The 26,370-nt window shown below is 56.6% G+C and carries 26 protein-coding genes; 15 read left to right on the plus strand and 11 right to left on the minus strand.

The genetic code is table 11. From position 1 onward, the window contains the following. Together VSS37_RS02510 and VSS37_RS02515 are read right to left on the minus strand one after the other, a co-directional pair. A partial coding sequence (locus VSS37_RS02510) for a diacylglycerol kinase catalytic domain-containing protein (protein WP_324693051.1) occupies nt 1-924 on the minus strand: 924 nt, incomplete at its 3' end. Further along, nucleotides 921-1,943 carry an SPFH domain-containing protein gene (locus VSS37_RS02515; RefSeq protein WP_324693052.1) on the minus strand — a complete coding sequence of 341 codons (1,023 nt, stop codon included), beginning with the start codon at nt 1,941-1,943 and terminating at the stop codon, nt 921-923. The genes VSS37_RS02515 and VSS37_RS02510, both read right to left, overlap by 4 nt. A gap of 241 nt (nt 1,944-2,184) precedes the next feature. Between VSS37_RS02515 and VSS37_RS02520 the strand changes: the two genes are divergently transcribed. From VSS37_RS02520 to VSS37_RS02530, 3 genes are all read left to right on the plus strand, one after another. Next, the gene (locus VSS37_RS02520; protein ID WP_324693053.1) at nt 2,185-2,427 is read left to right on the plus strand and encodes a hypothetical protein; all 243 of its coding nucleotides are present in this window, start codon (nt 2,185-2,187) and stop codon (nt 2,425-2,427) included. Continuing rightward, a complete protein-coding gene (locus VSS37_RS02525; protein WP_324693054.1) occupies nt 2,420-2,833 on the plus strand; it encodes a type II toxin-antitoxin system VapC family toxin in 414 nt (137 codons plus the stop codon). Before VSS37_RS02520 ends, VSS37_RS02525 begins: the two co-directional genes overlap by 8 nt. 110 nt (nt 2,834-2,943) lie before the next feature. Continuing rightward, nucleotides 2,944-3,669 (plus strand): NUDIX hydrolase, encoded by a 726-nt coding sequence (locus VSS37_RS02530; RefSeq protein WP_324693055.1) that lies wholly within the window; start codon nt 2,944-2,946, stop codon nt 3,667-3,669. Between the two features lie 69 nt (nt 3,670-3,738). On the opposite strand, the gene VSS37_RS02535 is transcribed toward VSS37_RS02530, so the two are convergent. Then, nucleotides 3,739-5,919: a VIT and vWA domain-containing protein gene (locus VSS37_RS02535; RefSeq protein ID WP_324693056.1), complete on the minus strand. Its 2,181-nt coding sequence runs from the start codon at nt 5,917-5,919 to the stop codon at nt 3,739-3,741. Between the two features lie 225 nt (nt 5,920-6,144). On the opposite strand from VSS37_RS02535, the gene VSS37_RS02540 reads away from it, so the two are divergent. Continuing rightward, complete coding sequence (locus VSS37_RS02540; RefSeq protein WP_324693057.1) at nt 6,145-6,720, plus strand: NUDIX domain-containing protein; 576 nt, start codon at nt 6,145-6,147, stop codon at nt 6,718-6,720. A gap of 7 nt (nt 6,721-6,727) precedes the next feature. Here VSS37_RS02540 and VSS37_RS02545 read toward each other — a convergent pair whose 3' ends face one another. Further along, nucleotides 6,728-7,426: a DUF3592 domain-containing protein gene (locus VSS37_RS02545; RefSeq protein ID WP_324693058.1), complete on the minus strand. Its 699-nt coding sequence runs from the start codon at nt 7,424-7,426 to the stop codon at nt 6,728-6,730. Between the two features lie 128 nt (nt 7,427-7,554). Here VSS37_RS02545 and VSS37_RS02550 point away from each other — a divergent pair, with 128 nt between their 5' ends. Continuing rightward, nucleotides 7,555-8,853 carry a hemolysin family protein gene (locus VSS37_RS02550; protein WP_324693059.1) on the plus strand — a complete coding sequence of 433 codons (1,299 nt, stop codon included), beginning with the start codon at nt 7,555-7,557 and terminating at the stop codon, nt 8,851-8,853. Nucleotides 8,854-8,898: 45 nt separating this feature from the next. On the opposite strand, the gene VSS37_RS02555 is transcribed toward VSS37_RS02550, so the two are convergent. Both VSS37_RS02555 and VSS37_RS02560 read right to left on the minus strand, forming a co-directional pair. After that, on the minus strand, nt 8,899-9,294 hold the full coding sequence (locus VSS37_RS02555; RefSeq protein WP_324693060.1) for a DUF1398 domain-containing protein: 396 nt from the start codon (nt 9,292-9,294) through the stop codon (nt 8,899-8,901). A gap of 28 nt (nt 9,295-9,322) precedes the next feature. Next, nucleotides 9,323-9,790, minus strand: a complete 468-nt coding sequence (locus tag VSS37_RS02560; RefSeq protein WP_324693061.1) for a MarR family winged helix-turn-helix transcriptional regulator — start codon at nt 9,788-9,790, stop codon at nt 9,323-9,325. A gap of 187 nt (nt 9,791-9,977) precedes the next feature. Between VSS37_RS02560 and VSS37_RS02565 the strand changes: the two genes are divergently transcribed. The 4 genes from VSS37_RS02565 to VSS37_RS02580 are packed head-to-tail and all read left to right on the plus strand — an operon-like array spanning nt 9,978 to nt 14,332. Further along, nucleotides 9,978-12,644, plus strand: coding sequence for a cation-translocating P-type ATPase (locus VSS37_RS02565; protein ID WP_324693062.1), 2,667 nt, complete (start codon nt 9,978-9,980; stop codon nt 12,642-12,644). 32 nt (nt 12,645-12,676) lie between these two features. Next, entirely contained in the window at nt 12,677-13,033 is a 357-nt protein-coding gene (locus VSS37_RS02570) for a metalloregulator ArsR/SmtB family transcription factor (protein WP_445971469.1), read from the plus strand. Nucleotides 13,034-13,087: 54 nt separating this feature from the next. Next, nucleotides 13,088-14,071 carry a permease gene (locus tag VSS37_RS02575; RefSeq protein WP_324693063.1) on the plus strand — a complete coding sequence of 328 codons (984 nt, stop codon included), beginning with the start codon at nt 13,088-13,090 and terminating at the stop codon, nt 14,069-14,071. A gap of 27 nt (nt 14,072-14,098) precedes the next feature. Further along, nucleotides 14,099-14,332 (plus strand): thioredoxin family protein, encoded by a 234-nt coding sequence (locus VSS37_RS02580; protein WP_324693065.1) that lies wholly within the window; start codon nt 14,099-14,101, stop codon nt 14,330-14,332. A gap of 85 nt (nt 14,333-14,417) precedes the next feature. Here the strand turns inward: VSS37_RS02580 and VSS37_RS02585 are convergent, their stop codons facing one another. Next, a complete protein-coding gene (locus VSS37_RS02585) occupies nt 14,418-15,641 on the minus strand; it encodes an ATP-binding protein (RefSeq protein WP_324693066.1) in 1,224 nt (407 codons plus the stop codon). A 43-nt stretch (nt 15,642-15,684) separates the two neighbouring features. Continuing rightward, nucleotides 15,685-16,614, minus strand: a complete 930-nt coding sequence (locus VSS37_RS02590) for an MBL fold metallo-hydrolase (RefSeq protein ID WP_324693067.1) — start codon at nt 16,612-16,614, stop codon at nt 15,685-15,687. A 115-nt stretch (nt 16,615-16,729) separates the two neighbouring features. Here VSS37_RS02590 and VSS37_RS02595 point away from each other — a divergent pair, with 115 nt between their 5' ends. From VSS37_RS02595 to VSS37_RS02610, 4 genes are all read left to right on the plus strand, one after another. Further along, entirely contained in the window at nt 16,730-17,734 is a 1,005-nt protein-coding gene (locus VSS37_RS02595; protein ID WP_375339120.1) for an ArsJ-associated glyceraldehyde-3-phosphate dehydrogenase, read from the plus strand. 63 nt (nt 17,735-17,797) lie between these two features. Beyond that, nucleotides 17,798-18,658, plus strand: coding sequence for a transglutaminase family protein (locus VSS37_RS02600; RefSeq protein WP_324693068.1), 861 nt, complete (start codon nt 17,798-17,800; stop codon nt 18,656-18,658). Further along, nucleotides 18,655-19,851 carry an organoarsenical effux MFS transporter ArsJ gene (arsJ, locus tag VSS37_RS02605; protein WP_324693069.1) on the plus strand — a complete coding sequence of 399 codons (1,197 nt, stop codon included), beginning with the start codon at nt 18,655-18,657 and terminating at the stop codon, nt 19,849-19,851. The genes VSS37_RS02600 and arsJ overlap by 4 nt, the downstream gene beginning before the upstream one ends. Before the next feature lie 59 nt (nt 19,852-19,910). Then, on the plus strand, nt 19,911-22,397 hold the full coding sequence (locus VSS37_RS02610) for a glycogen/starch/alpha-glucan phosphorylase (RefSeq protein WP_375339121.1): 2,487 nt from the start codon (nt 19,911-19,913) through the stop codon (nt 22,395-22,397). Nucleotides 22,398-22,435: 38 nt separating this feature from the next. Here VSS37_RS02610 and VSS37_RS02615 read toward each other — a convergent pair whose 3' ends face one another. Then, nucleotides 22,436-22,867, minus strand: coding sequence for a longin-like domain-containing protein (locus VSS37_RS02615; RefSeq protein WP_324693071.1), 432 nt, complete (start codon nt 22,865-22,867; stop codon nt 22,436-22,438). Nucleotides 22,868-23,065: 198 nt separating this feature from the next. Here VSS37_RS02615 and VSS37_RS02620 point away from each other — a divergent pair, with 198 nt between their 5' ends. Then, on the plus strand, nt 23,066-24,337 hold the full coding sequence (locus tag VSS37_RS02620) for an MFS transporter (protein ID WP_324693072.1): 1,272 nt from the start codon (nt 23,066-23,068) through the stop codon (nt 24,335-24,337). A 124-nt stretch (nt 24,338-24,461) separates the two neighbouring features. Here VSS37_RS02620 and VSS37_RS02625 read toward each other — a convergent pair whose 3' ends face one another. Together VSS37_RS02625 and VSS37_RS02630 are read right to left on the minus strand one after the other, a co-directional pair. After that, complete coding sequence (locus VSS37_RS02625) at nt 24,462-24,779, minus strand: hypothetical protein (protein WP_324693073.1); 318 nt, start codon at nt 24,777-24,779, stop codon at nt 24,462-24,464. 154 nt (nt 24,780-24,933) lie between these two features. Next, entirely contained in the window at nt 24,934-25,167 is a 234-nt protein-coding gene (locus VSS37_RS02630; RefSeq protein ID WP_324693074.1) for a heavy-metal-associated domain-containing protein, read from the minus strand. A 271-nt stretch (nt 25,168-25,438) separates the two neighbouring features. Here VSS37_RS02630 and nifV point away from each other — a divergent pair. Continuing rightward, the coding region (gene nifV / locus VSS37_RS02635; protein WP_324693075.1) for a homocitrate synthase at nt 25,439-26,370 on the plus strand (932 nt) is incomplete at its 3' end.

A 26,370-nucleotide genomic window follows, 5' to 3' on the forward strand; every position in this document is an offset into this window, starting at 1 on the left:
ACAAACCAACTGCCCTTGCATTTCCGCCACCCCCACGGTTACTACCGTCCCGGAATTAAACGCCAGATAATCCGCCTCAATCCCGTCGGAGAATATCACACCATTTTCCGGCATTTGCGATTCCAGTCGTAGCGGGGCCTGCCGGGTAATTGCGCCGAACACCAGTTCCACGCCAGTAGTACGGCTGGGAAAAGGTTCGCGCACGCTGAATTGCAGGCGTTGTTCATCCCAGCCGAAACCGTCGTTGAGTTCGTGGCTGCGGGTGTGCATCACGCCCATGGCGCCCGCCAGCACCGACTGGAACCAGCCGGTCGAGCCAAACCCGGTGGAGACAATGATGCCGGAGGAGGACTGCATTTCACTGCGGCCTTCCCAGCTCAGGGTGTAACGCGCCGAAGTGTGGCTTTTCGGGCCGATGAACAGGTCGTTGACCGCCCGCATGATTTGCCCGTCATTGGTGCGGGCTTCGGCGAAAGTGATGCTTTTGCTGTCGGTTTTGCCTGCCAGCGTGCGTGTCACCACATCGCGCAAGTCCTCGATCACAAAGGGCAGCAGCTTGCCATCCCAACGCGCCGGGTCAGGGTTGATGGCGATCACCGGCTGGCCCTGCAGGTATTTCAGCGTATTGGCGACCAGCCCATCCTGACCGATCACCACCACCATGTCGTTGCCGGAAAACTGGTAATTGGGCAACAGGCTGCGTTCCAGTTGCTGGAAACGCCCCAGGCCGCGCAATATCCGTTCCGCCTCCCGCAAATGCTGTTGGTAGTGGTCGTGTTCGTGCAGATAATCCTGCGCATCGGTATTGCTGTGTTCCAGATAGAAACGCGCCTGCGGCCAAGTGTTGAAACGTTCCACCAGCTCCTGCAAACGGGTCTTGCGGGTCACCAGCACGAAACGGTGTTGGCTGTTGCTGGTTTTCATGGCCGCACCGCCTTTTGCAATGCCTGCCCGAACAGGTCAGGCGTGATGTTCAACTCGCCGATTTTGCCAGCATTTTGCGCCAGCGATTCAAACGCCATCGCCATCAGTTGTTCCGGCTGCATCTTTGCCATCGCCATGGCTTTGAAGTGCTCAACCGGCAATTGTTTGAACGCGTTCATGCGGGCGGCGATGGCAAAACCTTCGGCTTCGGATTGCTGGCGGCTGTTGTCTGTTTCCAGTGCAACCAGCGACTGACGCTGGGTTTCCGCTTCGATACTGGCCTGCAAACGTTCGCGTTCGGTTTCTGCGCTGGCGCGTAGCAGGGTGCGTTCGTTGCTCAGACGTGATTCGGCGATTTCCTGCTCTTTTTGCTGCATGGAAAGCTCGGTCTGCAACTCGGCTTCGCGGATCATGCGCTCCTGCTCGACAGCGGATTTGCGGCGGGCATAAGTGGCGTCGTCCGCTTCCTGCAAGATGGCTTCGCGGGCTTCTGCTTCCAGCGCACGGGCGGTTTCCGGGGTTGGCTTGATGGCGCTGATGGTGATGTCGAGCAAGGCAATGCCAATGGCAGCGAAGGCGGCATCTGTGCGAAAGCGGGCGCGTAGGTTATCCGCGAGTTCCTGGCTGAGGCGCAGGGCGTCGCGTAGCGAAGTATTTTCCACCCGGTTCTGGATCACCGCGCCGACGCTACGGATCACGCGGTCTGCCAGTTTGAGCGGGTCTTCCGACAGCCAGCCGCTATTGTTGGGTTTCAGGGTGAAATTGAGCATTTCCGCTGTTTTTACTGGGTCGGCAATCTGGTAACTCAGCTGGCCTTGCACGGTAATGCTCTGGAAATCAGCTGTTTGCAGGTTGAAGATGAACGGGGCTTCCTGCACATTGATGGGCACCGCAGCAATCGAGGTGCTCACCGCATTGTAGAAAAAGCTCAGGCCTTTGCCCTGCCGCCGCACTGTGCCATTGACGGTCTTGATCACATAAGTGGAGGAGTCCGCTTTATAGAATTTGATGCCAAACATGGTTGCTCCCCTTTTATGTCGTTAAGTCACTTATGCTTTATAATGTCTAAACGACACTAAAGCGTCAAGTGTAAAAAGTGTCTTTAGGACAAAATTAATTTAAAAAGGGGAAGTGAGTGATGGCTCTGTTAGCGCTTTCAGTTTTGCGCGTGAAAGCTGGCAATAAAACCTAATTGGGTGCATACGTTGGGTTCAATCAGACATGCTAGAATCCCGCTATACGCAGAAACAGGAGAACACCATGCAAGCCATTGAATTCAATGCCACCCCTCACGGCGGCATGTTGTTGATACCGGAGATATATCGCCAACAGTGGGAAGGTTTGGCCGTAAGGGTTATCTTGTTGCCTGCCGACAAAGAAGCCCCGACAACACCTAAGCCCAAAACGCTGTTGGAGCGTTTGCGTACTGTCGAAAAAATCAATGCAGCGCCTGATTTGTCCGACAACCACGATGCTTACGTGCTGGGGCAAACCGATGCTTGAACCCTTGTTTGTGGATACGGGCTATGTGCTTGCGTATATCAATGCCAATGACCAGCATCATGATGAAGCCTTACGACTGGAATCCTATTTCGCTGGACACCCATTGGTGACAACTGATGCTGTCCTGCTGGAAACCGGCAATGCCCTTTCCCGTGGTTTCAAAGCACAAGCCATCGAAATCATCCAGCACTTTCAGGAAGCAGAGGACGTGACGCTAATCCATATGAACCCTTTGCTGTTCAAGGATGCTTTTGACCTGTATCAACGCTATCGGGACAAAGAGTGGGGCATGGTTGATTGTTTGTCATTTGTGGTTATGCGTGAAATGAAGCTCACTACAGCCCTGGCGTTCGACAAGCATTTTGAGCAGGCAGGGTTTCGGCTATTGACTGCCAACCACGGATAAGCCTGTTTTTCTTTGCTAGGACTCCCCATGCCCACACTCAACTGGATCGGAAAAGACGCGGTTGTCCGTCATCATCGGTGCGCTTTTGCCGGGAAGGGAATGAAAGAAACATGATGCAAACAGACGAACAGGCTTTTCTGCAACATTACGACAAAACCGCCTACGACACGCCGCTGGTCACCGTCGACCCGGTGCTGTTCACCTACCACGAAGGGCAGTTGAACGTGTTGCTGGTGCAGCGTTCCGGCCACCCTGACCGGCAGATGTGGGGCTTGCCCGGTGGTTTTGTCGATTTGCAACGCGACGCCACGTTGGAAGACACCGCCTTGCGCAAACTGCGCGAAAAGACTGGGGTGGAGCCGCCGTATCTGGAGCAGTTGCACACCTTCGGCAACGCCACCCGCGACAAGCGTAGCTGGTCGGTGACGGTGTGCTACACCGCGCTGATTGCGCATCAGGAATGTGCAGCGCATATCGCCACGGTAACCGATGTACGTTGGGTCAGCATGGCGCAACTGGCAACCCTGCCGCTGGCTTTCGACCACGGCATGATCATCGAACACGCCCGCGCACGGCTGCGGCAGAAAGCCTTGTATTCGATCGTGCCTGCCTACGCGTTGCCGGAGAAATTCACCCTGCCGGAATTGCAGCAATTGCACGAAGCCTTGCTGGGTAAGCCTTTGCAGAAAAAATCTTTCCGCCGCCGGATTGAGCAGGCTGAATTGCTGATCGATACCGGCGAAAAACGTATGGACAGCGGTGGCCGCCCGGCAGCCTTGTATCGCATGGGGAAAGAATCCGGCGCGTATACCTTCGTGCGCAATCTGGAAGCCTGAAACGCGCAAGGCCACACGGATCAACCGCATGGCCTTGGGTAATGGTGAGTAATGGCAGTGAGTTCAGACTTACTGCTGCAAGCGTTTGCGCACGGCTGGAATGACCAGCAGCAACAGCGGAATCAGCAGCTCAAACCCCATCGCACCGCCGCCTGAACCACCACTAGTATAGCTGGGGCGGGAAGAAGGAAACGCAGGTGCCTGGCTATCCACCCGGTTGTTGGTTACGGGTGCGGCAGCTCGCACCGCAGCACTTTGTTCCTCTGTTTCGCGGCGTTGTTTGTTCTGGCGCTGAATGCCGTGCTGTTCGAATTGCTCATCGCGCATCACCACCATCGAGGTGTAATCCGTGACCAGACCGTATTCCACCGCAGTATCGACAATCGCAGAACGGTAATCGTCCAGCGCCTCACCCAAGTAGGCGGCCTTGTTTTTGAGCGATTCGATATGGGCAAAGGCCCACAGGCGCTCGACTTCCGGGTTTTCGGTGGCGCTTGCAGGGAAGTGGAATTTGGTGCGGTATTCCTTATCCTCGCCACCGATTTTGGCTTTCAACACCACTTCCGCTTCATCGTCACCGAAGTAATGCCCGAACAGCACCAGTTGCTGGCCACGATACAAGGTGGTGGGTTGTTCCGGTGCCAGATCAGCCGTTTTCACGCCATTGATTTGCAGCGAAATGTCATGTAGCGCCTGATAGTTCACCTTGTTCAGCGCATTGGTCAGCACACCCAGAATGTCATCGCTGTTGGAAACACTGACGGCAAAACCCTGTGATACCTGTGCCATACTGGTCAGCAAGGGTTCGTCAGCGCCATTGCCCATAATGGCGGTGAACAGGCGCACGTCATGCTGTTTCATCAGGTCGAGGAAGTCTTTGCGCTCGGTTTTGCCGACATTCGCCACGCCATCGGTAATCAGGACAATGCCGGAAGTGCGGTCGCTATCCAGCCGTTGCATCGCTGCACTCAATCCATCGTATAGGGCAGTGCCGCCGCGTGGCCCAGTCTGTTGCAAGGCTTCGCTGACTTTCTGGATGGAAATGGCATTCGCATTCACCCAGCCGGAAGTCAGCTCTTCAACCTGGTCGTCGAACAGGACAATGCGGAAACGGTCACGATTACCCAGTTTGCCCAGCGCCTGTTCGGTAGCGTCCAGCAGGGTGGAATATTTGCCTTCCATGGAGCCGGAACGATCCAACAGGAAAATCCAGTCACGGCCTGCATTGAGCTGAGCCAGATCAATGCCGGGGGTGACGGTCATCATGAAGGTTCCCTTGCGCTCGCCGGGTTGACGGTAGGCAGTCACGTCAATCGCGCCCGGCAGGTCGGAAGCCAGTTTCCAGTACACCACGATGTCTTCATTCAGATGGCTGGCGGAAGAGGGCGTGGTAGTGTCAGTCGTGGTTTCGCTCTCTGTTGCGCTGCTGGTCGTTGTGTTTGCTGTTCCGGCGAAAGCGGCATTACGGGCGGCTATGTCCTGTGCACTACTATCGGTTGCAACGGCTGCCACCTGTTCGCCTTGTGGCGCAGGCTTGCCTGCCTTGCCGGTTTGCCCGATTTGCACTTGCCATTCCTGCGCATTGGCATTGGAAATGACCGCGCTTTTGTTGGCCGGGACGCGTACCGCATCCACTGGGTAGCCGGAACGCAGTTTCATATCGAAGTTGAAAGTGCCGGTTACTTTGTTGTCGGTTGACCAGAACGCCAGTTTTTCCTCATCAGTGCCGCCTTCTTCCAGCGGGTAGACGTAACGGCCTATGCCACCTTCCACGTCCGCAGGCTGCATATAGACCAACCGGGTTTTGGTTTCCTGTTGTGCGCGTACTGGTGAGACATGGGTTTCAAAGCGGTAGAAGCTTTTCTGCTCAGTCAGGCCAGCGTCGCGCCCAGCGGCTTTTTCCTGTTCATATACCTCGCGGGCTTGTTCTTTTTCAATGACTTCGCCGATGACGCGTTTGCCGTCAATCCACAGGGAAAATTCCGCTACGGTGCCATTTTTCGGCACCGGGAATTCGTAGGTGGCTTCAGTGTCCTGATTGCCTTTGTTGAAGAACACCTGGTCGATTTGGGTGACGGCGTAACCGTTTTCGATGGTGACATTCACTTCATGTGAGCGGATTTCTATATCGGCGGAAGAGCCGTCCCTGGGCACCAGCAGGCCGCTGGCGGATGCGCTGGATACTGCGCCGAAAAACAGGCCTGCGCTAATGGCGAAGCGCCCCAGCAGACGTTTGATTGAGTGTTTCATCGTGGCTCCTGATCTGTGTCAGTGTTGTTCGAGGAGCTTTTACTATCAATCAAATCGTTTATGGGTTACAGAAAATTAAACGATGTCGAATTTGGCTGGTCTTTGAGTATTGTATATCGATACTTTTGGTTGGGTGATACATTCCCTCCGCTGAGTGCAGGGCCTGGAGCGTATACTGAGCGCCATGCATTCAAGCGATATCAGCATACGAGGGATAAGGCAGAAATGAAGTTCGAAATCAGCAAACGCGAGTTGGCCTGGAAAGGTTTTTTCAGCATCGAGAAATATGAATTCCGCCACGAGCTGTTCGGTGGTGGCTGGGTGGATGGGGTCAGGCGCGAAATTTTCGAGCGTGGTAACGCGGTGGCGGTGCTGCTGCACGACCCGCAGGCGGACACTTTGCTGATGGTGGAACAGTTCCGCCCCGGTGCGGCGGTGCGTGACCCTGAAGGTGCGTGGATGCTGGAAATCGTCGCCGGTATTGTGGAAGAGGGTGAAACCCGCGAAGACGTTGCCCGCCGCGAAAGCCAGGAAGAGGCTGGCTGCACGGTTGGCGAACTGGAGCACATCATGGATTTCTACCCCAGCGCGGGCGGCTCCAGCGAACTGATTACGCTGTATTACGCGCCGGTGGACTTGTCAGCGGCGGAACCCGGCATCCGGGGGCTGGCGCACGAACACGAAGACATTCGCGTTTCCATTGTGCCGCGTGCACAGGCGATGGAATGGCTGGCGGCGGGCAGGATACAGGCGTCACTGGCGATTATTGCCCTGCAATGGCTGGCGTTGCGCTTGAGGTGATGTGTTTTCAATTCGCCAGCTTGGGCAAAAAGGATGTATCCATGTGGTATTTTGACGGGTCGTGCTGATCAATCAGCACATTGACGGTATCCGAGCGCACAAACTCTGTTGGGTCAAACCATAAATTATCGCTGCTGAATACATGAATTTCGGATGTGGCCGGGTTTTGCCATTGGGCGTGGATCACATACGGTTTCCGGCCTTTCCTGCTGGTTGCATTGTTGATGCCGATGCTTTGGATTTTGGCCTGGATGGTAATGCCATTGCGTTGCAGCTCCGCTATTGTTTGGGCTTTGCGGCGCGAGGCCAGGATAATGGAGGCACTGATAATGAAAAATACCGCGCCAATTCCACCGAGAATAAGTGCGCCTCCCCACAGTGAAAAGAAACCGTTGATTTTGGCACTTTCCGGGCGGTCAGCCTGATAAAAAACCTCGACAGTTTCACCTTCGGTATAGCTGGGGGGATTGCTGCTGGTGGTGGAGGTGAAGCTGATGGGCTTGCCTTCATGGGTGGTGAAGTTGACTGCTGGGGCATATGTTGTCGAATCGCGGGAACGCGAGCGCACCAGTTCCACCACGGTGCCTTGTGCACTCAGGGCAGTGCGCAGGAAACCCCGCGTATCCTGGTACAAGTAATAGGAGCCGCCCAGCAAACCCATGCCGATGGTTGCGAATAGATACGTCACGAAGGAAAAGGTTTTCATCGGTTAATCCTGTGATGAAATTTTTTATGGCCATTGCCGCATTGTAACCAGCCGCCAATGGGAAATAAAAATAGCCAAAGGCCGCATGGTACAATCCGCCCCCTCTATCACAATCATGAGATTTAACTGTGGATATCGCGATCCTGTTTGGATTGATAGTGTTGAATGGTTTTTTCGCCATGTCGGAAATTGCCTTGGTCATGGCGCGCAAGGGGCGGCTGCAAAATCTGGCGGAGCAGGGGGACAAGGCGGCCGCCACCGCCATGAAACTGGGCGAAGACCCGACATCGTTCCTGTCGGCGGTGCAAATCGGCATCACCTCCATCGGCATCCTCAACGGCATTGTGGGGGAAGCGGCGCTCAGTCCGCCTTTCAGCGCCTGGCTGCAATCGTTGGGTCTGGACGCCAGCATCGCTGACCCGCTGTCAACCGGGTTAGTGGTGGTCAGCATCACCTATTTTTCCATTATCCTGGGCGAACTGGCGCCCAAACGCATCGGCCAGATCAGCCCGGAAACAATCGCGCGGCTGGTGGCGCGCCCCATGCAGTGGCTGGCGGTGGTCACGCGGCCATTCGTGTTGCTGCTGTCCGGCTCCACCCGTTTGCTGTTGCGCCTGCTGGGGGTCAAGGATGATGCCAACGCCAGCATCACCGAGGAAGACATCCACCTGATGCTGCGGGAAAGCTCCAGCGCTGGCGTCATTGAGGAACAGGAACATAAGATGGTGCGCAATGTGTTCCGCCTGGATGACCGGCAGATTGCCACCCTGATGGCACCGCGCAGCGATGTCGCTTATTTGAACGTGGACAAGTCATTGGAAGAAAACCTCAGTTTCATCGAGAGCAACCGTTATTCCTATTTTCCGGTGGTGCGCGGCAGTTGGCGGGAAGTGCTCGGCGTGGTCAGCACCAGCCGTTTGTTGACCCAGGTTTTGCGCGGTGAAACGCCTTGCCTGACGGATAACCTCAAACCGGCGGTGTTCGTGCCGGAATCCCTGACCGGGATGGAATTGCTGGAAAACTTCAAGCAATCCGGCGGGCAGATGGTGTTCGTCATCGATGAATACGGCGAGGTGCAGGGGATCGTGACCCTGTTTGACCTGATGGAGGCCATCACCGGCGAATTCAGGCCGCAGCGCCAAGAGGATGCCTGGGCGGTGCAGCGTGACGACGGCAGTTGGCTGCTGGATGGGCTGATTCCTGTTCCCGAATTGAAAGACCGGCTGGATTTGAAGGCAGTCCCCGATGAGGAGAAAGGCCGCTACCACACCCTGAGCGGGATGCTCATGCTGCTGCTGGGGCGCATGCCCGCCGTCACTGACCATTGCGAGTGGGAGGGCTGGCGGCTGGAAGTGGTGGACATGGATGGGACCCGTATCGACAAGGTGCTGGCGACCTTGGTTGCAGAGGCGGATTCGCCCCTGTAACCGCTGGATGGTTGGCCATGGGTGTCTGAGCATCCGAGGGTGGGTTTAGTCCGGGAAGCGTTCGACATGCGTTTCACCATTGCGCCCGAAGTAAGTGACGTGACGGCCCGTGAGCCAGACCACGTAGCCAATACACCCGCCCGCCTGGGAAAGCCGTTTGAATTCGGGGTACATCACTTCGCCGCGTTGTGCGCCTGCTATTGCCGCTTTAATGACGGATGCTGAAAATTCCCTGGCGATTTCCACGCTGGGCGCAGGCATGTCGAGGGTGAGGGTTTCCCCATCCGGCAGGTAGTAAGTGGCGCGGCAGGCGCGGAAATCGACGTTGTAAGATTCCACGCCAGCCTCCAGCAATTGGCCGACAACTTGGCCAAAATGAATCTGGCCTGCATTCGACCGGCTGGCAGTCTCCCGAATGGCCGCTGCGGTTTGATTATCCATGGTGTGCTCCTGTGGAAGGTAAATCTGCTCAGTTAAGTGGAAGCTGTTGCAGTTGGTGATAGTTGACCAGTTCCTGCATCAGTGTCAGCAATGCCTGTTGCTGGGTTTCGTCAAGATGGCCGAAGAAGAAGGCGTCGTTGGCATCCGCCAATGCAGCCAATACTGGCAGTAACGCATTGCCTTTTTCGGTCAGCCGCAGCACCTGTACCTTGGCGCTGTTTTCAGCAAAGCGCCGTTCTATCAGCGCCTTGCCTTCCAGCTTGCTAAGGATTTTGGACGCGGCACCCTTGGTCATGCCCAAGGCGTTGATCAGTTCCGCATGGGTGACATCTTCACGGGCGTATAACGTCCGCATGGCCACCCATTCGGTTACCGTTGTGCCGTGTTCCTCCAGCAGTTTCTGGAAACGGCTGGAAACTTGGTTGGAAACGAAGCGCAGCCAGAAACCAATATGCGTTTCGAGAGGGCTGGCGGTGGTTAGGGTTGTGTTGCTCATATTAAGTTTCCCTGAAAACATTGATGCTTAGTTTTGTTTCCTGGGAAACTTTTGTCAAGTGTTTCTGGAATATTCCGCCAAGCAAAAAGCCTTTCGCCAAACTGTTTCTGGTGGATGCTTTTGAGCCTTTGTAGCATGGTCGTATGGCCAGCACCGGCCATGCCCATTCCTGATACGGAGGTCTACGGTGGAAACGACATCCCAACCCGCCACAGCTTGGCATACCCTTTCCGCAACGGATTCTTTGCATCAGCAACAGAGCAGTGAACAGGGCCTGGAAGCCGCCGAGGCCGCAACCCGTCTTGCTGATTTCGGCGAGAATCGTTTGCTCGAAGCCAAACCGCGTTCGCCCTGGTTGAAACTGTTCGACCAGTTCAGCAACTTTCTGGTGGTGCTGTTATTGCTGGCGGCAGTGCTGGCGTGGGCGGTCGGAGACCTGAAAGATGCCATCGTCATTGTCGGTGTTGTGGTGTTCAATGCCTTGCTGGGCTTTTATCAGGAACATCGCGCGGAACAGACCCTGGCTGCGCTGAAACAGATGTTGGCGGCGCACGCGCGGGTACGGCGCTCCGGTCAGGTGCAGGAAGTGGAAGCCGCGCAATTGGTGCCCGGCGACATTGTGTTGCTGGAAGCCGGTGACCGTGTGCCCGCTGATGGCCGCTTGCTGGCAGCGCATACCCTGGATGTGGAAGAAGCCGCCTTGACCGGCGAATCGCAGGCCGTCAGCAAGACCACAGTCAGTCTTGCCGAAGCGGATTTGCCACTGGGTGACCGCACCAACCTGTTGTACATGAATACCGTCATTACACGCGGGCGCGCCGAATTGCTGGTGACCGCCACCGGCATGAAGACCGAAATGGGCAAGCTGGCGGGGATGATTGCCGCTACTCCGGAAACCAGCACGCCGCTCCAACAACAGCTCGATACCTTGGGCAAGAAGCTGGCAATCATTGCCGGGGTGGTCGTCGCACTGATTTTCGGGCTGAATTACGCTCAGGGATTGGAATGGACGCAGGCGGCGATGACCTCCGTTGCACTGGCGGTGGCGGCGATTCCGGAAGGTTTACCGGCAGTGGTCACCGTGACGTTGGCCATTGGCATGTGGCGTATGGCCAAGCATCGGGCCATCCTGAAAAAGCTGGCGGCAGTGGAAACGCTGGGTTCGACCACGGTGATTTGCACCGATAAAACCGGCACGCTGACGCTGAACCAGATGACGGCGCGGGCAGGTTGGTTTGCCGGGCAGCGTTTCAGCGTCAGTGGCGAAGGTTATGAAGCCAATGGGGAGATCAGCTTCGCAACGGAGACTGATGCCGACTTGCGGCCATTGCTGTTGCCGATGGTGTTGTGCAGTGAATCGCAGGTGCGGGCTGGTCAGTTGATCGGCGACCCAACCGAAGGTGCGTTGTGGGTGTTGGCGCAGAAGGGCGGGCTGGAGCCTGAACATGAGCAGCAGGCTTACCCACGTCTGGCGGAAATCCCGTTTGATTCCGAACACAAATTCATGGCGACTTTCCACGCTGCCGGGGAGGTGGTGGAAATGTTCGTCAAAGGTGCGCCGGATGTGTTGCTGGCGCGTTCCACACTGGACGAAGCTGCCCGTGAACAGGTTGATGCTGAAAACCGGCATCTGGCCGAACAGGCTTTGCGGGTGCTGGCGGTGGCGCGCAAAGACATTCCCGCCGCTGAATTTGACCCGGACAAAAGGTTGATGCGTTGGGCGCAGGATTGGGAATTCCTGGGCCTGACCGGTCTGATGGACCCACCACGGCCTGAGGCGAAGGTAGCTATCGCCGACTGCCATCGGGCGGGTATTCAGGTCAAGATGATTACGGGCGACCATCCGCTAACAGCCGCTGCAATTGGTCGTGAGCTGGGTTTGCAGGGGAAGGCGATCAGTGGCAAAGAGCTGGATGGCATTGACGATAAGGAATTGGCGCGGCGGATTGATGCTATCGCCGTGTTTGCCCGTGTTTCCCCCGAACACAAGGTCAAAATTGTGCGAACCCTGCGTGAGGATGGGCATGTGACCGCCATGACCGGCGACGGGGTGAATGATGCGCCTGCGCTGAAGGCTGCCGATATTGGCGTGGCGATGGGGATTACTGGCACGGCAGTGACCAAGGAGGCGGCAACCTTGGTGCTGACGGATGACAATTTCGCCACGATCGTTAAGGCGGTGAAGGAAGGCCGGGTTATTTACGACAATATCGTCAAGTTTGTGCGCTTCCAGCTTTCTACCAATATCGGCGCGATTTTGACCGTGCTGGCGGCAACCTTGGCGGGGCTGCCATCGCCGTTTACCGCGATCCAGTTGCTGTGGATCAATATCATTATGGATGGGCCACCTGCGATGACCCTGGGGGTGGAACCTGCCCGCCCCGGTATTATGCAGGATCAGCCGCGTCGCCAGTCTGCGCAAATACTGACATTGCCGCGTATCGGGCGGTTATTGCTGTATGGCATTACCATGATGGTGGGGACGCTGCTGCTGTTCTGGCATGGTCTGGAGACGCAGGTAGACCCGCGCTATGCGCTGACCTTGTCGTTCACGACCTTTGTGTTGTTCCAGTTTTTCAATACGTTTAATGCGCGGGCTGAATTTGGTACAGCTTTCAATGGCAATTTCTTCCGTAACGGCAAGCTGTGGCTGGCGCTGGCAGGGGTATTGGCGTTGCAGGTGATGGCGGTGCATTGGGTTCCGGCTCAGGCCATTTTCGGCACGACGGACTTGTTGTGGCAGGATTGGGGGCTGGCGGCATTGGTAGCATCCAGCGTGTTGTTGCTGGATGAGGCGCGCAAGTTGGTCATGCGGCTGGTTGGGGGCTGGCGCACGCAGGCTGTGAAGGGGTAACCTTGGCGGTATGTTTACTTTCAACCATACCCATGAATATGTTGCTTGAAGCTTTCACCAAGGCCCTGTCTGACCAGACCCGTTTGCGCATCCTGCTGTTGCTGGTGGGAGGGGATGAGCGTTGCGTATGTGAACTGACGCAGGCGCTGGAGCTGGCGCAGCCGAAGATTTCCCGCCATCTCGCCATCTTGCGCGAAACGGGCTTGCTGCTGGATCGCAAATCGGGGTTGTGGGTGTATTACCGTCTGCATCCGGAACTGCCGCAGTGGGCTTTGGATGTCCTGGCCGGTTTGCAGACGGGCAGTCTCGGGCAGGAACCGTTTGCCGGGGATGGTGTAAGGCTGGCGGCTGCCGAGCGGCTGGATACGGCTTGCCCGGCCTGCGACTGAGCACATCGCCAAATCAATATCGGCTGTTTCATATATATGTGATCGCGTATATAGTTGGCGCATTATCCTGATCTGGCCAGCGCCATGTTTGAAACCTTCGCCAATTTGCTCGTTTATCAATTGCTGGGTTTGTCAGCCGACTCGGCGTTTGGTTCTGCGCTGCATTTCTTCGTCATGGATGTGGCGAAAATCTTCGTCCTGCTGGTTGCCGTTATCTATCTCATGGGCTTGCTGCGTGCTTTGCTCAGTCCGGAAAAGGTGCGTGGCTATGTGCGCGGCAAACCCAAATGGCTGGCGCGTTCCCTGGCGATTTTGCTGGGGGCGGTGACGCCGTTCTGTTCGTGTTCCTCCGTTCCCTTGTTCATTGGCTTTGTGGAGGCCGGTATTCCGCTGGGCGTGACGTTTTCCTTCCTGATTGCCAGCCCGATGATCAACGAAGTGGCAGTGGTGATCCTGGCGGGCATCCTCGGCTGGAAGCTGACGGCCTTGTATGTGCTGGCCGGGTTGGCGGTGGCCTACATCGGTGGGGTGGTGATGGAATGGTTCAAGCCGGAACGCTGGGTGGAGGATTACGTCTGGAAAATCCAGATGGGGCAGTTGCATATGGCAGAGCCTGATACGTCTTTGCTGGGGCGACATCGCTATGCTATGGGTGAGGTGAAGGAAATCCTGCGGCGTATTTGGAAATGGGTGCTGCTGGGCATTGCTGTCGGTGCGCTGTTTCATGGCTATGTGCCGGAACGCTGGGTCACCAACCATCTGGGCGGTGATGACTGGTATACCGTGCCGCTGGCAGTGCTGCTGGGTGTACCGCTGTATTCCAACGCAACCGGGGTGATTCCGGTGGCGGAGGCCATGCTCGGCAAGGGCGTGGCGATGGGCACGACACTGGCGTTCATGATGAGCATCGCCGCGCTGTCGCTGCCGGAAATGCTGATCCTGCGCAAGGTGATTCACTGGAAAGCGCTGGGTATTTATGCCGCTGTACTGGCGGTGGCATTCACACTGGTTGGCTGGGGTTTCAACCTGCTGACCTGACGCAACAAGATTGATGAGGAAATGGGAATGAAAGAGATCAAGGTATTGGGTGGCGGCTGCGCCAATTGCGAGACAACCGCCAAGTTGATTCAGGAAGCTGCTGCCGCCAAAGGCGTGGCAATTTCGCTGGAAAAGGTAACCGATATGGCCGCGATTATGGGCTACGGTGTGATGTCGACGCCGGGAGTAGTGATTGATGGGTTGGTCGTGCATGCAGGCGGCATTCCGGCCAAATCCAGTATTGAAGGCTGGTTGGTTTGAAGGAAGCGGCGTCTTCTGACATGCTGATAGCCTGATGCATATGCGGAATATTTTATTGGCAAGACTGGGGCAGGGGAGCTGAAACTTACAAATATCCCGCCGGAACCGCGTCCACCTCCCGCGACAGCGGCACATCTGTTTCCCGTAGACAGATGACTGCGCCATGGCCTGCTGGCAGCCCCAGTTTTTCCAATACGGCAAAGTGTTTCGCTGCGGATAGTGTGGGGCTGGCCGTTTTCTTGAACTCCACTGGGTACAGCGTATTGTCGCGTTCTATCAGCAGGTCGATTTCGCGCTGTTCCTTGTCGCGGTAGAAATACACCGCAGGCGTTTGGCCGTTGTGCCACCAGTTTTTGAGGATTTCCACCAATAGCCAGGTTTCGAGGATGGCATCGGACATCGCGCCCGCTTCCAGCGTTTCCGGCGATGACCATTGGGTGAGGTAGGCGCACAGGCCAGTGTCGAGGAAATACAGCTTGGGCGTTTTCAGCAAACGCTTGCTGACATTGCTGTGATAGGGCTGCAACAGGTAGATGATGCCGGAAGTTTCCAGGATTGATAGCCACGCTTTGGCGGTTTTCTGGTCGATGTCGACATCCCGCGCCAGATCGGCGTAGTTGAGCAATTGCCCGGTACGGGCGGCGGCGGCGCGCAGGAATTGCAGAAAGGCGCGTTCATCACCCACCCGTGTCAGATCACGCACATCCCGCTGCAAATAGGTCTGGATGTAAGCGTTGTAGAACAGGTCGCGTGGCATGTTGTCATCCAGCGCCGCCTTGGGGTAGGAACCACGCCAGATGCGTCGGTAAACCTCCAGCAGTGGCAATTTGGCAGCCTGTTGACGCGCCTGTTGCAGCCATTCCGAGGTAGGCAGAAAAGGTTTTGCCGTATCCGCCCTGCCGTCAGTTTCCGCCTGCGACAGCCCCAGCAAATCCAGCACGGCGACCCGTCCGGCCAGACTTTCGGTAATGCCCTGCATCAAGTGAAATTTCTGTGAGCCAGTCAGCCAGAACATGCCGGGCTGTTTTGCCTTGTCTGCCAGCAGCTTGATGGCGCGGAACAGTTCTGGTGCATACTGGATTTCATCCACGGTCACGGGGGGCGGATGACGTTGGAAGAACAGCGCAGGGTCGGAACGGGCGAGTGCTGCCTGTTCCGGGTCGTCCAGGGTGACGTAGCGGCGCTCGGTTTCGGCGCAGCTTTCCAGCAGGGTGGTTTTGCCTACTTGTCGTGCACCGGTCAGCAATAGCACGGGGAAAACGCTGGAAGCTTGCCGGACAGTTTTTTGGAGCGTGCGCTGGGTGTACATGGTTTTGGCTAATCTGGAATGCTATTCCATATTAGTCGGAAAGCTACTCTGCTTCCAGTTGCAAATAGGTTTGATGGATGTTGCGCCCATTCAATGCTTCGTGCATTTGCAGGAAGTTGAAACGCTCATCCGCTGATAGGCGTTTGACCGTATCACCCAAATCTTCCATCTCTTCCAGAGATTTGCTGACCTCCGCTACCAGCCAGTCGAGATAGTCGCCGGTGTTTTTCTGTGCGGTCATCCAGTCGCTGGGGTTGCCATGCCCTGGAATGACATGTTCCGGTTTGAGTTCAGCCACTTTCTTGAAGGTTGCCTGCCAGTCCTTGACGTTGGAAATGTCCGGCAGTACGCCCAGCATCCGGTCGTTGAATACGATGTCGCCAGTGAACACGACTTTTTCTTTAGGCAACCACAATACTGCATCGCCAGGAAAGTGAGCGTCGCCGAGGTAGAGCAGCGACATTTCCACGCCGCCAATCGTCAGGTTTTTTTCACCGCCATCGTAGGTTTCACTGGCGTATTCCACTTTCAGGTCTTCCGGTTTGCCGCCAATGCCGCTGGAGAGGCGCATCCGATTCATGGTTTCCTGCTGGTGCTGGTTTTCTACCGTGTGGGCTAGGGCAATGACCGGGATTTTTTGCTCAAGGAAATAGCTGTTGCCCATCCAGTGATGATCCTGCACGCCGATATTGATGACGTCGATGATGGGTTTGTCGGTGACGGTTTTGACGGTGGTTTCCAGCATTTTGGCGCTGCCTTCGGTTGCTGCGGAATCAACCAGTACCACACCGGCATCCGTGATGATAAAGCCGCTGGTGACATTCAGGCCCTGGTTTTCCGGGGTGCGGTCACCGCTTTCGCCGACGATGGCGTAGACATTTTCGGTGACTTTGGCTGTGACGGGTTCAAACGCTTGGGCGCTGGGCATGAACAAAAACAGACAGAAAGCTGCTGGCAGTAATTTGGCTAACATGGTGCGTGCTCCAGGATACTACATGAATATTTTGTGACAGTAGGTGGATGGTTTTGGTTATATTCGAATTGGTGAATATAATACTGTTTCGTATTCGATAGTAACAGGAAAAATCATGGCAAACATCGGCATCAACGGTTTCGGGCGCATGGGGCGTCTGGGTGTGCGTGCGGCCTGGGGCAACCCGGCGTTCACCTTCAAACAGGTTAATGAAATCGCGGGCAATGCGGTGACTTCCGCCCATTTGCTGAAATTCGATTCCATCCACGGTATCTGGCAGCCGGAATGTAGTGCTGACGAAGCCAACATGTATATCGATGGAAAGCCGCTTGCCTACACCTCCAATCAGGCCATTGGCGATACCGACTGGTCAGGTTGCGACATTGTGCTGGAATGCAGCGGCAAGTTCCGCAAGACCGAACAGTTGCAGGCTTATTTCGACCAGGGTGTGAAAAAAGTGATTGTGGCAGCACCGGTGGAAGGTGCTTTGAACATCGTCTACGGTGTTAATGACGACTGGTACAAGCCGGATGAACATCACCTGTTGACGGCAGCTTCCTGCACCACCAATTGCTTGGCACCGGTGGTCAAGGTTATGCACGAAAAGGTGGGCATCAAACACGGTTGCATGACCACTATCCATGACATTACCAATACCCAGACGATTATCGACAAGGGGCACAAGGATCTGCGCCGGGCGCGTGCCTGTGGGCAATCGCTGATACCGACCAGCACAGGCTCTGCCAAAGCCATCACCAAGATTTTCCCCGAGCTGACGGGCAAGCTGAATGGTCTGGCGGTGCGGGTGCCGTTGCTGAATGCATCCCTGACTGATTTTGTGTTTGAAGCCGAGCGCGGGGTGACAGCCGAGGAAATCAACGGCTATTTCCAGGAAGCTGCCGAAACTTATCTCAAGGGCATTCTGGGCTATGAGGAGCGCCCGCTGGTGTCGGTGGATTACAAGGGCGACCCGCGTTCTTCCATCGTCGATGCGCTGTCCACCATGGTGGTTGACGGCACGCAGGTGAAAATCTATGCGTGGTATGACAATGAGTGGGGTTACATGAACCGGATGATGGAACTGGCAACGAAAGTGGTCAGGGGGCTAACGGGGGAATGAATTGCTTGGGCGACGGAATTTGGTCTTATACTCGAAGGCATCATGTACTTCCGGGATTGGGATATGCAACGCTACAAGATACTTCATCGCACGTACTATAACTTTAGCGCGAATGTACAGCTTGAGGCCCATGCACTGCGGCTGCGCCCGCGCGAAGGCCATGAGTTGCGCATCGAATCCTCCGCCCTGAAAATTACCCCGCCCGCTACCCTGCGCTGGTATCGGGATGTGGAGGACAATTCCGTGGCAATTGCAACGTTTGCCTCGCCCACCAGGCAATTGCTGATTGAGAGTGAAGTGGTCATTCAGCAATACAATGAGGCGCCGCTCGATTTTTTGGTGGCGGATTATGCAACGTATTATCCGTTTGCGTACCTGCCGGAAGATCAGGTGGTGCTCTTGCCCTATATGAGAAATGGCCATCCGGTCAATGGTGCGCTGTCGAGCTGGGTGGCGGGTGTCTGGCGGCCTGGGGAGCAGATTCAGACCTACTCCCTGTTGCAGCGCCTGATGACGCGCATCCAGCAAACCTTGTCGTATCAGGTGCGTGAAGAGCCGGGCGTGCAAACGGCTACCGCGACTTTGGCGCGGGGGACAGGCTCCTGCCGGGATTATGCGTATTTGTTCATGGAAGCCGCCCGCTGCCTGGGGTTTGCCGCCCGCTTTGTCAGTGGTTATTTGCATACGCCCCCTTCCAATGCCGATTTTGGTTCTACCCATGCATGGGCGGAAGTGTTTTTGCCGGGGGCTGGCTGGAAAGGGTTCGACCCTACCAATGGCGTTAACGGCACCGTGGTGGGTACAGACCATACAGCTGTGGCGGTGGCGCGGATGCCCGAGTCCGTACCGCCGATTGCCGGGGCTTTCCTTGGGCCGCCGGGGGCAAATCTTGATGTGGGCGTTTGGGTGACTGCTTTACCATGAATCTGGAATTACGTAATTACTTCGTCGTTACCGGTGGCTACTGGGCGTTTACGCTGACGGATGGCGCGATCCGCATGCTGGTGGTGCTGTATTTCCACCAGTTGGGGTATTCGCCGTTTGCAGTGGCGATGCTGTTTTTGTTCTATGAGTTCTTCGGTATTGTCACCAACCTGGTCGGTGGCTGGCTGGCAGCGCGGCTGGGGCTGAACGTAACCATGCATCTGGGGATGGCGATGCAGGTGGTGGCGCTGGCAATGCTGACGGTTCCGGCGGCGTGGCTTTCTGTGCCGTATGTGATGTTTGCCCAGGCGCTGTCTGGCATCGCCAAGGACTTGAACAAAATGTCGGCCAAGGCGAGTGTGAAAACGCTGGTGCCGAAGGATGCCAATGCACGGCTGTTCAAGTGGGTGGCGATCCTGACCGGCTCGAAGAATGCGTTGAAAGGGGTGGGTTTCTTTCTGGGCGCGGCGCTGTTGCAATTGGCCGGGTTCCGTAATGCCCTGTTGATACTGGCGGGTGGTTTGTTCGTTGTGTTGGTAACGACAATGCTGCTGTTGCCGCGTGAATTGGGCAAGGCCAAATCCAAACCGAAATTCAGCCAGGTGTTTTCCAATACACCCGCCATCAACTGGCTGTCGGCGGCGCGGTTCTTTCTGTTTGGCGCACGCGATGTGTGGTTTGTGGTGGCGGTGCCGGTATTCATGGCGGATGTGCTGGGTTGGAGTTTTATGCTGGTGGGGGCGTTCATGGCGTCCTGGGTGATTGGGTACGGCATTGTCCAGGCCAGCGCCCCCAAGTTGTTGGGGATGCAGGAACATGCACCCGGCGCACGGGCGGCGCAATTATGGGCACTGATCCTGCTGCTGATCCCCGCCGGGATTGCGGTGACGCTGGGGCAGGGCTGGGATGCGGGAACCGTGCTGGTGGCAGGTTTGCTGGTGTTCGGCGTGGTGTTCGCCATCAATTCCGCGTTGCATTCTTACCTGATCTTGGCTTATGCGGATCATGACAAGGTGGCGCTGAAAGTTGGCTTTTATTACATGGCGAATGCAGGCGGGCGGCTGGTGGGAACGGTGCTGTCGGGTTGGTCGTATCAGCAGTATGGGCTGGAAGGCTGCCTGTGGTTTTCAGCGGCGTTCGTGCTGGCGGCCTTGCTGCTGTCATTACGGCTGCCGCGCGCGATGGAAGCCTGACGCCCGATTGTGTGGTAGTGTTGGCGGTAATTTTTACAAAATCGATGGTGTAATTAGCCATGACCACAGACAGCTTCATTCCCGGCAGAATCCAGTCTACCCGTGTCGGTATGGACGCCGCCGCCATCCGCCAGTCAATCCTCGAACATCTGGTGCATACCCAAAGCCGTTTTCCTGATCTCGCCACCGACAGCGACTGGTACAACGCGCTGGCGTATGCCGTGCGCGACCGTATGCTGGAGCGCATGATGGTGACGGCGAAAACCTACAAGGCGCACAAAAGCCGCACGGTCTGTTACCTGTCGGCGGAATTCCTGCCCGGCCCGCATCTGGCCAACAATATCCTGGCGCTCGGCATCTGGCAGGAGGTGCAGGACGCTGTCGCCCAACTGGGGCTAGATTTCGAAAGCCTGCTGGAAGAGGAAGTGGAGCCGGGCCTGGGCAACGGTGGCCTCGGGCGGCTGGCCGCCTGTTACATGGATTCGATGGCGACCCTGAAAATCCCCGCCATTGGCTACGGCATCCGCTATGAATTCGGCATTTTCCGCCAGAAAATTGAGGACGGCTGGCAAGTTGAGAAAACCGACAAGTGGTTGAGCTTCGGCAATCCGTGGGAAATCCTGCGTCCGCGCCTGCGCTTCAAGGTGCATTTCGGCGGGCGCACCGAACAGCACCAGGACAGCGCAGGCCGCCTGCGGGTGAAATGGGTTCCGGAACGGCGCGTCATTGGGGTGGCGTATGACACGCCGGTCATGGGGTACGGGGTTACCAACACCAATTTGTTGCGCTTGTGGCGTTCGGAAGCGGCGGAATCCTTTGATTTCCAGGCGTTCAACACCGGCGATTACTATGGCGCGGTCAATGAAAAGGTCATTTCGGAAAACCTCACCAAGGTGCTGTACCCGAATGACGAGCCGGAAGCGGGCAAACGCCTGCGTTTGGAGCAGCAATATTTCTTCGTCTCCTGCTCCTTGCAGGACATGGTGCGGATTTACCTGCAAAGCGGCGAACCGCTGGCGCATTTCCACCACAAATATACCGTGCAGTTGAACGACACCCATCCGGCGGTTGCCATTCCTGAGCTGATGCGCTTGCTGGTCGACCAGAACAAGCTGGATTGGGATACCGCTTGGCATGTCACCCGCAACACCTTCGCCTACACCAACCATACCTTGTTGCCGGAGGCGCTGGAAAAGTGGCCGTTGGATTTGTTCCAGAAAGTGCTGCCGCGCCATCTGGAGATCATCTACGAAATCAACCAGCGTTTCCTGGATGAAGTGCGGATGAAAATCCATGGCTTGAATGGGCAAATCAGCAAGCTTTCGATCATCGAAGAAGGCGCGCGCCAGCAGGTGCGGATGGCGCATCTGGCCGTGGTCGGCAGTTACCAGGTCAACGGGGTGGCGGAACTGCACAGCGAATTTCTGCGGGAAAATGTGTTGCCGGAATTCCATGCCCTGTGGCCGGACAAGATCACCAATGTGACCAATGGCGTGACGCCAAGGCGTTTCATGCTGCTTTCCAACCAGCCGCTGGCGCATTTGCTGCGTGAGCACATCGGCTGTGATTGGGTGACGGATTTGGATGAGCTGCGCAAGCTGGAGGCATTGGCGGATGACCCCGCGTTCCAGTTGCAATGGCGGCAGGTCAAGCGCCGCAACAAGGAACGGCTGGCGCGCCATGCGCTGATGGCGGCGGGGCAAAAGCTTGACCCAGATTCGCTGATGGATGTGCAGGTCAAGCGCATCCACGAATACAAGCGCCAGCACCTGAACCTGCTGCACATCATTACGCTGTATAACCGGCTGAAAGATAACCCGGCGCTGGCGGTGACGCCGCGCACCTTCGTGTTTGGCGGCAAGGCGGCTCCCGGTTATTTCATGGCGAAACTGATCATCAAGGCGATCAATTCGGTGGCGGAGGTCATCAACCGTGACCCGGATATGGAAGGCCGTTTGCGGGTGGTGTTTTTCCCCAATTTCAACGTCAAGACAGCGCATTGCATTTATCCGGGGGCGGATGTGTCCGAGCAGATTTCACTGGCGGGCAAGGAGGCGTCCGGCACCGGCAATATGAAGTTCGCCATGGGTGGCGCGCTCACCATCGGCACTTTGGACGGTGCCAATATCGAAATCCGCCAGGAAGTCGGTGCGGACAATTTCTTCCTGTTCGGCATGACGGAAGCGGAAGTGGTGGCCTTGCAGCAACAGGGTTACCGTCCACGGGATTATTGCCAGAATGATCCAGAGCTGAAAATGGCGCTGGATTTTCTGGCCAGCGGGTATTTTTCCCACGGTGACCCTGCCTTGTTCCGCCCATTGGTGGACAATTTGTTGGACAGCGACCCTTACAAGGTGCTGGCGGATTACCGTTCGTATGTGGATTGCCAGACCCGTATCGGCGAATGTTACCGTGACCAGACATTATGGACGCGCATGTCCATCCTCAATGTGGCGCGGATGGGCAAGTTTTCCTCCGACCGCTCCATCCGGGAGTATGCGGGCAATATCTGGAAAGTCGATCCGGTCAGTATTCAGGACGGTTAACGCGGAGGCGGTGGCACTGCCCTGTGAGGTTGCCCTGCTTACTGGGCGGAAGCGTGCTGCTGCGACCGCTGAAGGCTTAACGGAATGGGCTCATCCGCTGTTTTTTCCCCGTTGGCGCCTAGGCTTACCCGCTCGTAGTAGCCATTGAGGCGCGGCTGGTCTTGTTCATCGGCGTTGACCATCAGGAAGAAACGGTGATCCTGTTGGCCGGGTTCATCGCTGGCGTCAACGTACAGGAAAGGCGCGGTGGGCAGTTGGCTTTGCAGGTATTGCAACATGACCTTGGGCTGGGTTTTGCCGTCGATGGCGACATCGGCATGGTCGGCGTCGATTTTCAAGGTCAGGGCGGGATTTTGGTTGGTCCACACGCCATTGTAGGCGGCGCTGTCGAATGCGGAAGCGGGCGTGGTTACGCCAATCAACAGGCAGGCACACGCCAACAACCCTGGAGCCGGGTTCCATTGATTCATCTTTCCTCTCCTAGCAAATCAATAGGTTTGTGCTTCTGACTATACCGTTGGCCGCAGTGGTCTGACAACGCGGGGGGAACGGTGAGGGCGTATAAATTTCATGCTGAACATTGCCATTGACAGGGTTGGGCGCTTTGTGGGCGTCTGGGGTATGATGGGGTCTTCATCCATCACGTTCAGATGCGCAAAGGAAAACCAATGGCCAAGACCGCTGCTGTTTCATCCGCACGCCGCCAGCACTGGGCGTGGGCTTTTTACGATTGGGCCAATTCAGCCTTCATCCTGATTGTGGCGACGGCGTTTTTCCCGATCTTTTTCCGCCAGTACTGGGCGCATGGGCTGCCATCCGAGGAAATCACCCTGCATCTGGGCACGGCCAATGCCATCGCCAGCTTGTCGATCATGTTGCTGGCGCCGTTGCTGGGCGCGGTGGCGGATCGGGGGGGGATCAAAAAGCCGCTGCTGGCGGGCTTCGTTGTGCTGGGCGTCGGCGCCACGCTGGGGCTGTCGCAGGTGGGGGAGGGGCAGTGGCAATGGGCGATGACGGGCTTCGTGCTGGCGATCGTGGGGTTCCTCGGCGCAAATATTTTCTACGATTCGCTGCTGGTGGATGTGGCGGAGGAAAAGGATTTCAACCGGGTGTCGGCCTTGGGTTTCGCGGTCGGTTATCTGGGCAGCGGGTTGCTGTTTGTGTTGTGTGTGCTGATGAGCCTGAAACCGGAGTGGTTCGGTCTGGCTGACAAGGTCATGGCGGTGCGCTGGGCATTCGTGATAACGGCGGTCTGGTGGGCGGTGTTTTCAACGCCGTTGTGGTTGTGGGTGAAGGAACGCGCGCCAGCGCAGGCGGTGGCTCGTCCGCCGTTGTGGGTGTTGTTGCGGGATGCTTTCCGGCAGTTGCTGGAAACTTTCCGGCATGTCCGCCGCTTGCGGGTGGTGGGCTTGTTCCTGCTGGCCTACTGGCTCTACATCGATGGCGTGGATACGGTGATCCTGATGTCGGTGGATTACGGCAAGGCGTTGGGGTTTGCCAATGACAGCCTGATCACCGCTTTGCTGATGACGCAATTCATCGCCTTTCCGGCGGCGCTGGGGTTCGGTTGGCTGGGCAACCGGCTGGGGGCGAAACGCGGCATCCTGCTCGGTGTGGCGGGTTATGTGGTGATTACGCTGCTGGCGGTGCAGATGCAGGAAGCCTGGGAATTCTATGTGCTGGCCGGAATGGTCGGGCTGGTGCAAGGCGGGGTGCAGGCCTTGAGCCGTTCATTGTACGCCAGTTTGATTCCGCAGGATCAGGCGGCGGAATTCTTCGGTTTCTACAATATGCTGGGTAAGTTTGCCGCCGTGCTGGGGCCGTTGCTGGTGGGCTGGGGAGGCGTACTGACGGGTTCGCCCCGGTTGGGGTTGCTGTCAGTATTGGTGTTGTTTGGGCTAGGGGCTTTATTGTTGTGGCGGGTGCCGGAAAAATCATAAGCTTCGGGTTCAACCCCATCGCCAACATGAAAAGACGCTCGGGTATCATCCTTTCATGTTGGCGACACGTCGCTGCGGCCTCCTCCTCCTCCTGCACGACGTGTCTGGCCGGTTGTGGCCTGTCTCAAGCGGGGATGGCCTCACGGGTGTTATGTGTTTGATGCGTGGGCATGGTTTCCGCGATCCTGTTGTGCAGCCGCCTGGCGATCTGGATGTTTTCAACATTGCCATGTTGGATTGGGATGGGCCTTCCTACCTGATGGCCGGATTCATCATAGGCATAAATCAGTGTGCCTTTGCGTACATGGATGCTGTTTGCGGTGTAGCCCTTGAGGCCGTCTTCCGGAAAGCGCCCTGGGGCTGAGATAGAGGTTATCTGCCTGCCATCCTGGTCGTAGACATAAATCAATGTGCCTTCTTGCATTGCATGCCCGATACTCATGTTGGACTCTCCTGTTCGTAGTTGGGAATGAAATTTTTATTATTGCACCCGCCTGCGCGGTGAGTTTTAACTTAACAGTTGTTGTCTGAAATCGGTATTTTCTTGCTATAGGGTTGCCCCTCGTGGAACGATGGGGCAGCCCGGTGGTTTTTATTTAAAATCCTATTAATTCAGCATGGTAGCCTTGATACTTGACGGTATTCAGGATGTCGGATGCATACGCTTGTTGTGGGTCGTAATCCACCAGCATCAGGTGGCGGGTGCGTTCATTGACGCACGCAGAACGGATGCCTGGGGAATAGGCCAAGTCGTGTTCAAGCTGGTGGATCTGCGAGTCGGTGAGGTTTTCGTCAATGTGCATGACAACGGTGACGTCATATTCTTTCATAACGTGTCTCCTGTGACAGGTTTTGACCAAAGGTACACTAGGGGAGACGTTTGCTCGCTGTCAAAAACAACTACATTCTGTGCTTGATCCTATCAGCGGTGCGGGCGGCCTTTAGCCGCTGTCTCCTTTCCCACAATCCTGTTCCGCCATGTCCTGTGGCAAAGCCTACAGCAGTTCCTGTAATGGATTGTTAACTATTTGAAAAATAATGTCATGTAAGCTTTGGCACACGCATTGCTTAGGTTTTCGCATAACTCAGGAGGGCATGGGTATGCAAAGCCAAGACCGATTCATCACCATCAACGACACCACTTTGCGGGATGGCGAGCAGTCCGCTGGGGTTGCTTTTTCCCTAAGTGAAAAGCTGGCGATCGCCCGTGGGCTGGATGCGTTGGGCGTGCCTGAGCTGGAAGTCGGCATTCCGGCCATGGGTGAGGAAGAACGTGAATCCATCCGCGCCGTCGCCAGCCTCAGCCTCAACAGCCGCCTGATGGTGTGGAGCCGGATGCGCCGCGATGACATCCTGCTGTGCCGCAATCTGGGGGTGGACATGATCGACATTTCCATTTCCGTTTCTGACCAACAGATCACCCACAAGCTCAAGCGCGACCGCGCCTGGGTGTTGCAGCAAATCCGCGAGCATGTGCAGATTGCGCTTGATCTCGGCTTGGGCGTCGGCGTGGGGGGGGAAGATTCTTCCCGTGCTGACCGCGATTTCCTGCTGCAAGTGCTGGAAACCGCCGAAGCGGCGGGCGCGCAACGTTTCCGCTTCGCCGACACCGTGGGCATTATGGAGCCATTTTCCACCCACGAATGGATTGCCTCGCTGCGTGCCCACACCGATCTCGAAATTGAAATGCACGCGCATGACGACCTGGGCCTCGCCACCGCCAATTCGCTGGCGGCGGCGCGCGCAGGTGCCACCCACGTCAACACCACTGTCCACGGCCTTGGCGAACGCGCCGGGAATGCGCCATTGGAAGAGGTCGCCCTCGGACTCAACCGCCTCTACAACCTGCATTGCGGCATCAATCTGAAACGCTTCCGCAAGCTTTCGCTGCTGGTGGAAAAAGCCTCTGGCCGCCCGGTCGGCTGGCAGAAAAGCCTGGTCGGCGAAGGCGTGTTCACCCACGAATCCGGCATCCACGTCGACGGCTTGCTGAAAGACTCCCATAACTACCAGGGCTTTGACCCGGCGGAAAT

This window comes from Candidatus Thiothrix phosphatis, assembly GCF_035668035.1.
Taxonomy (GTDB): domain Bacteria; phylum Pseudomonadota; class Gammaproteobacteria; order Thiotrichales; family Thiotrichaceae; genus Thiothrix; species Thiothrix phosphatis.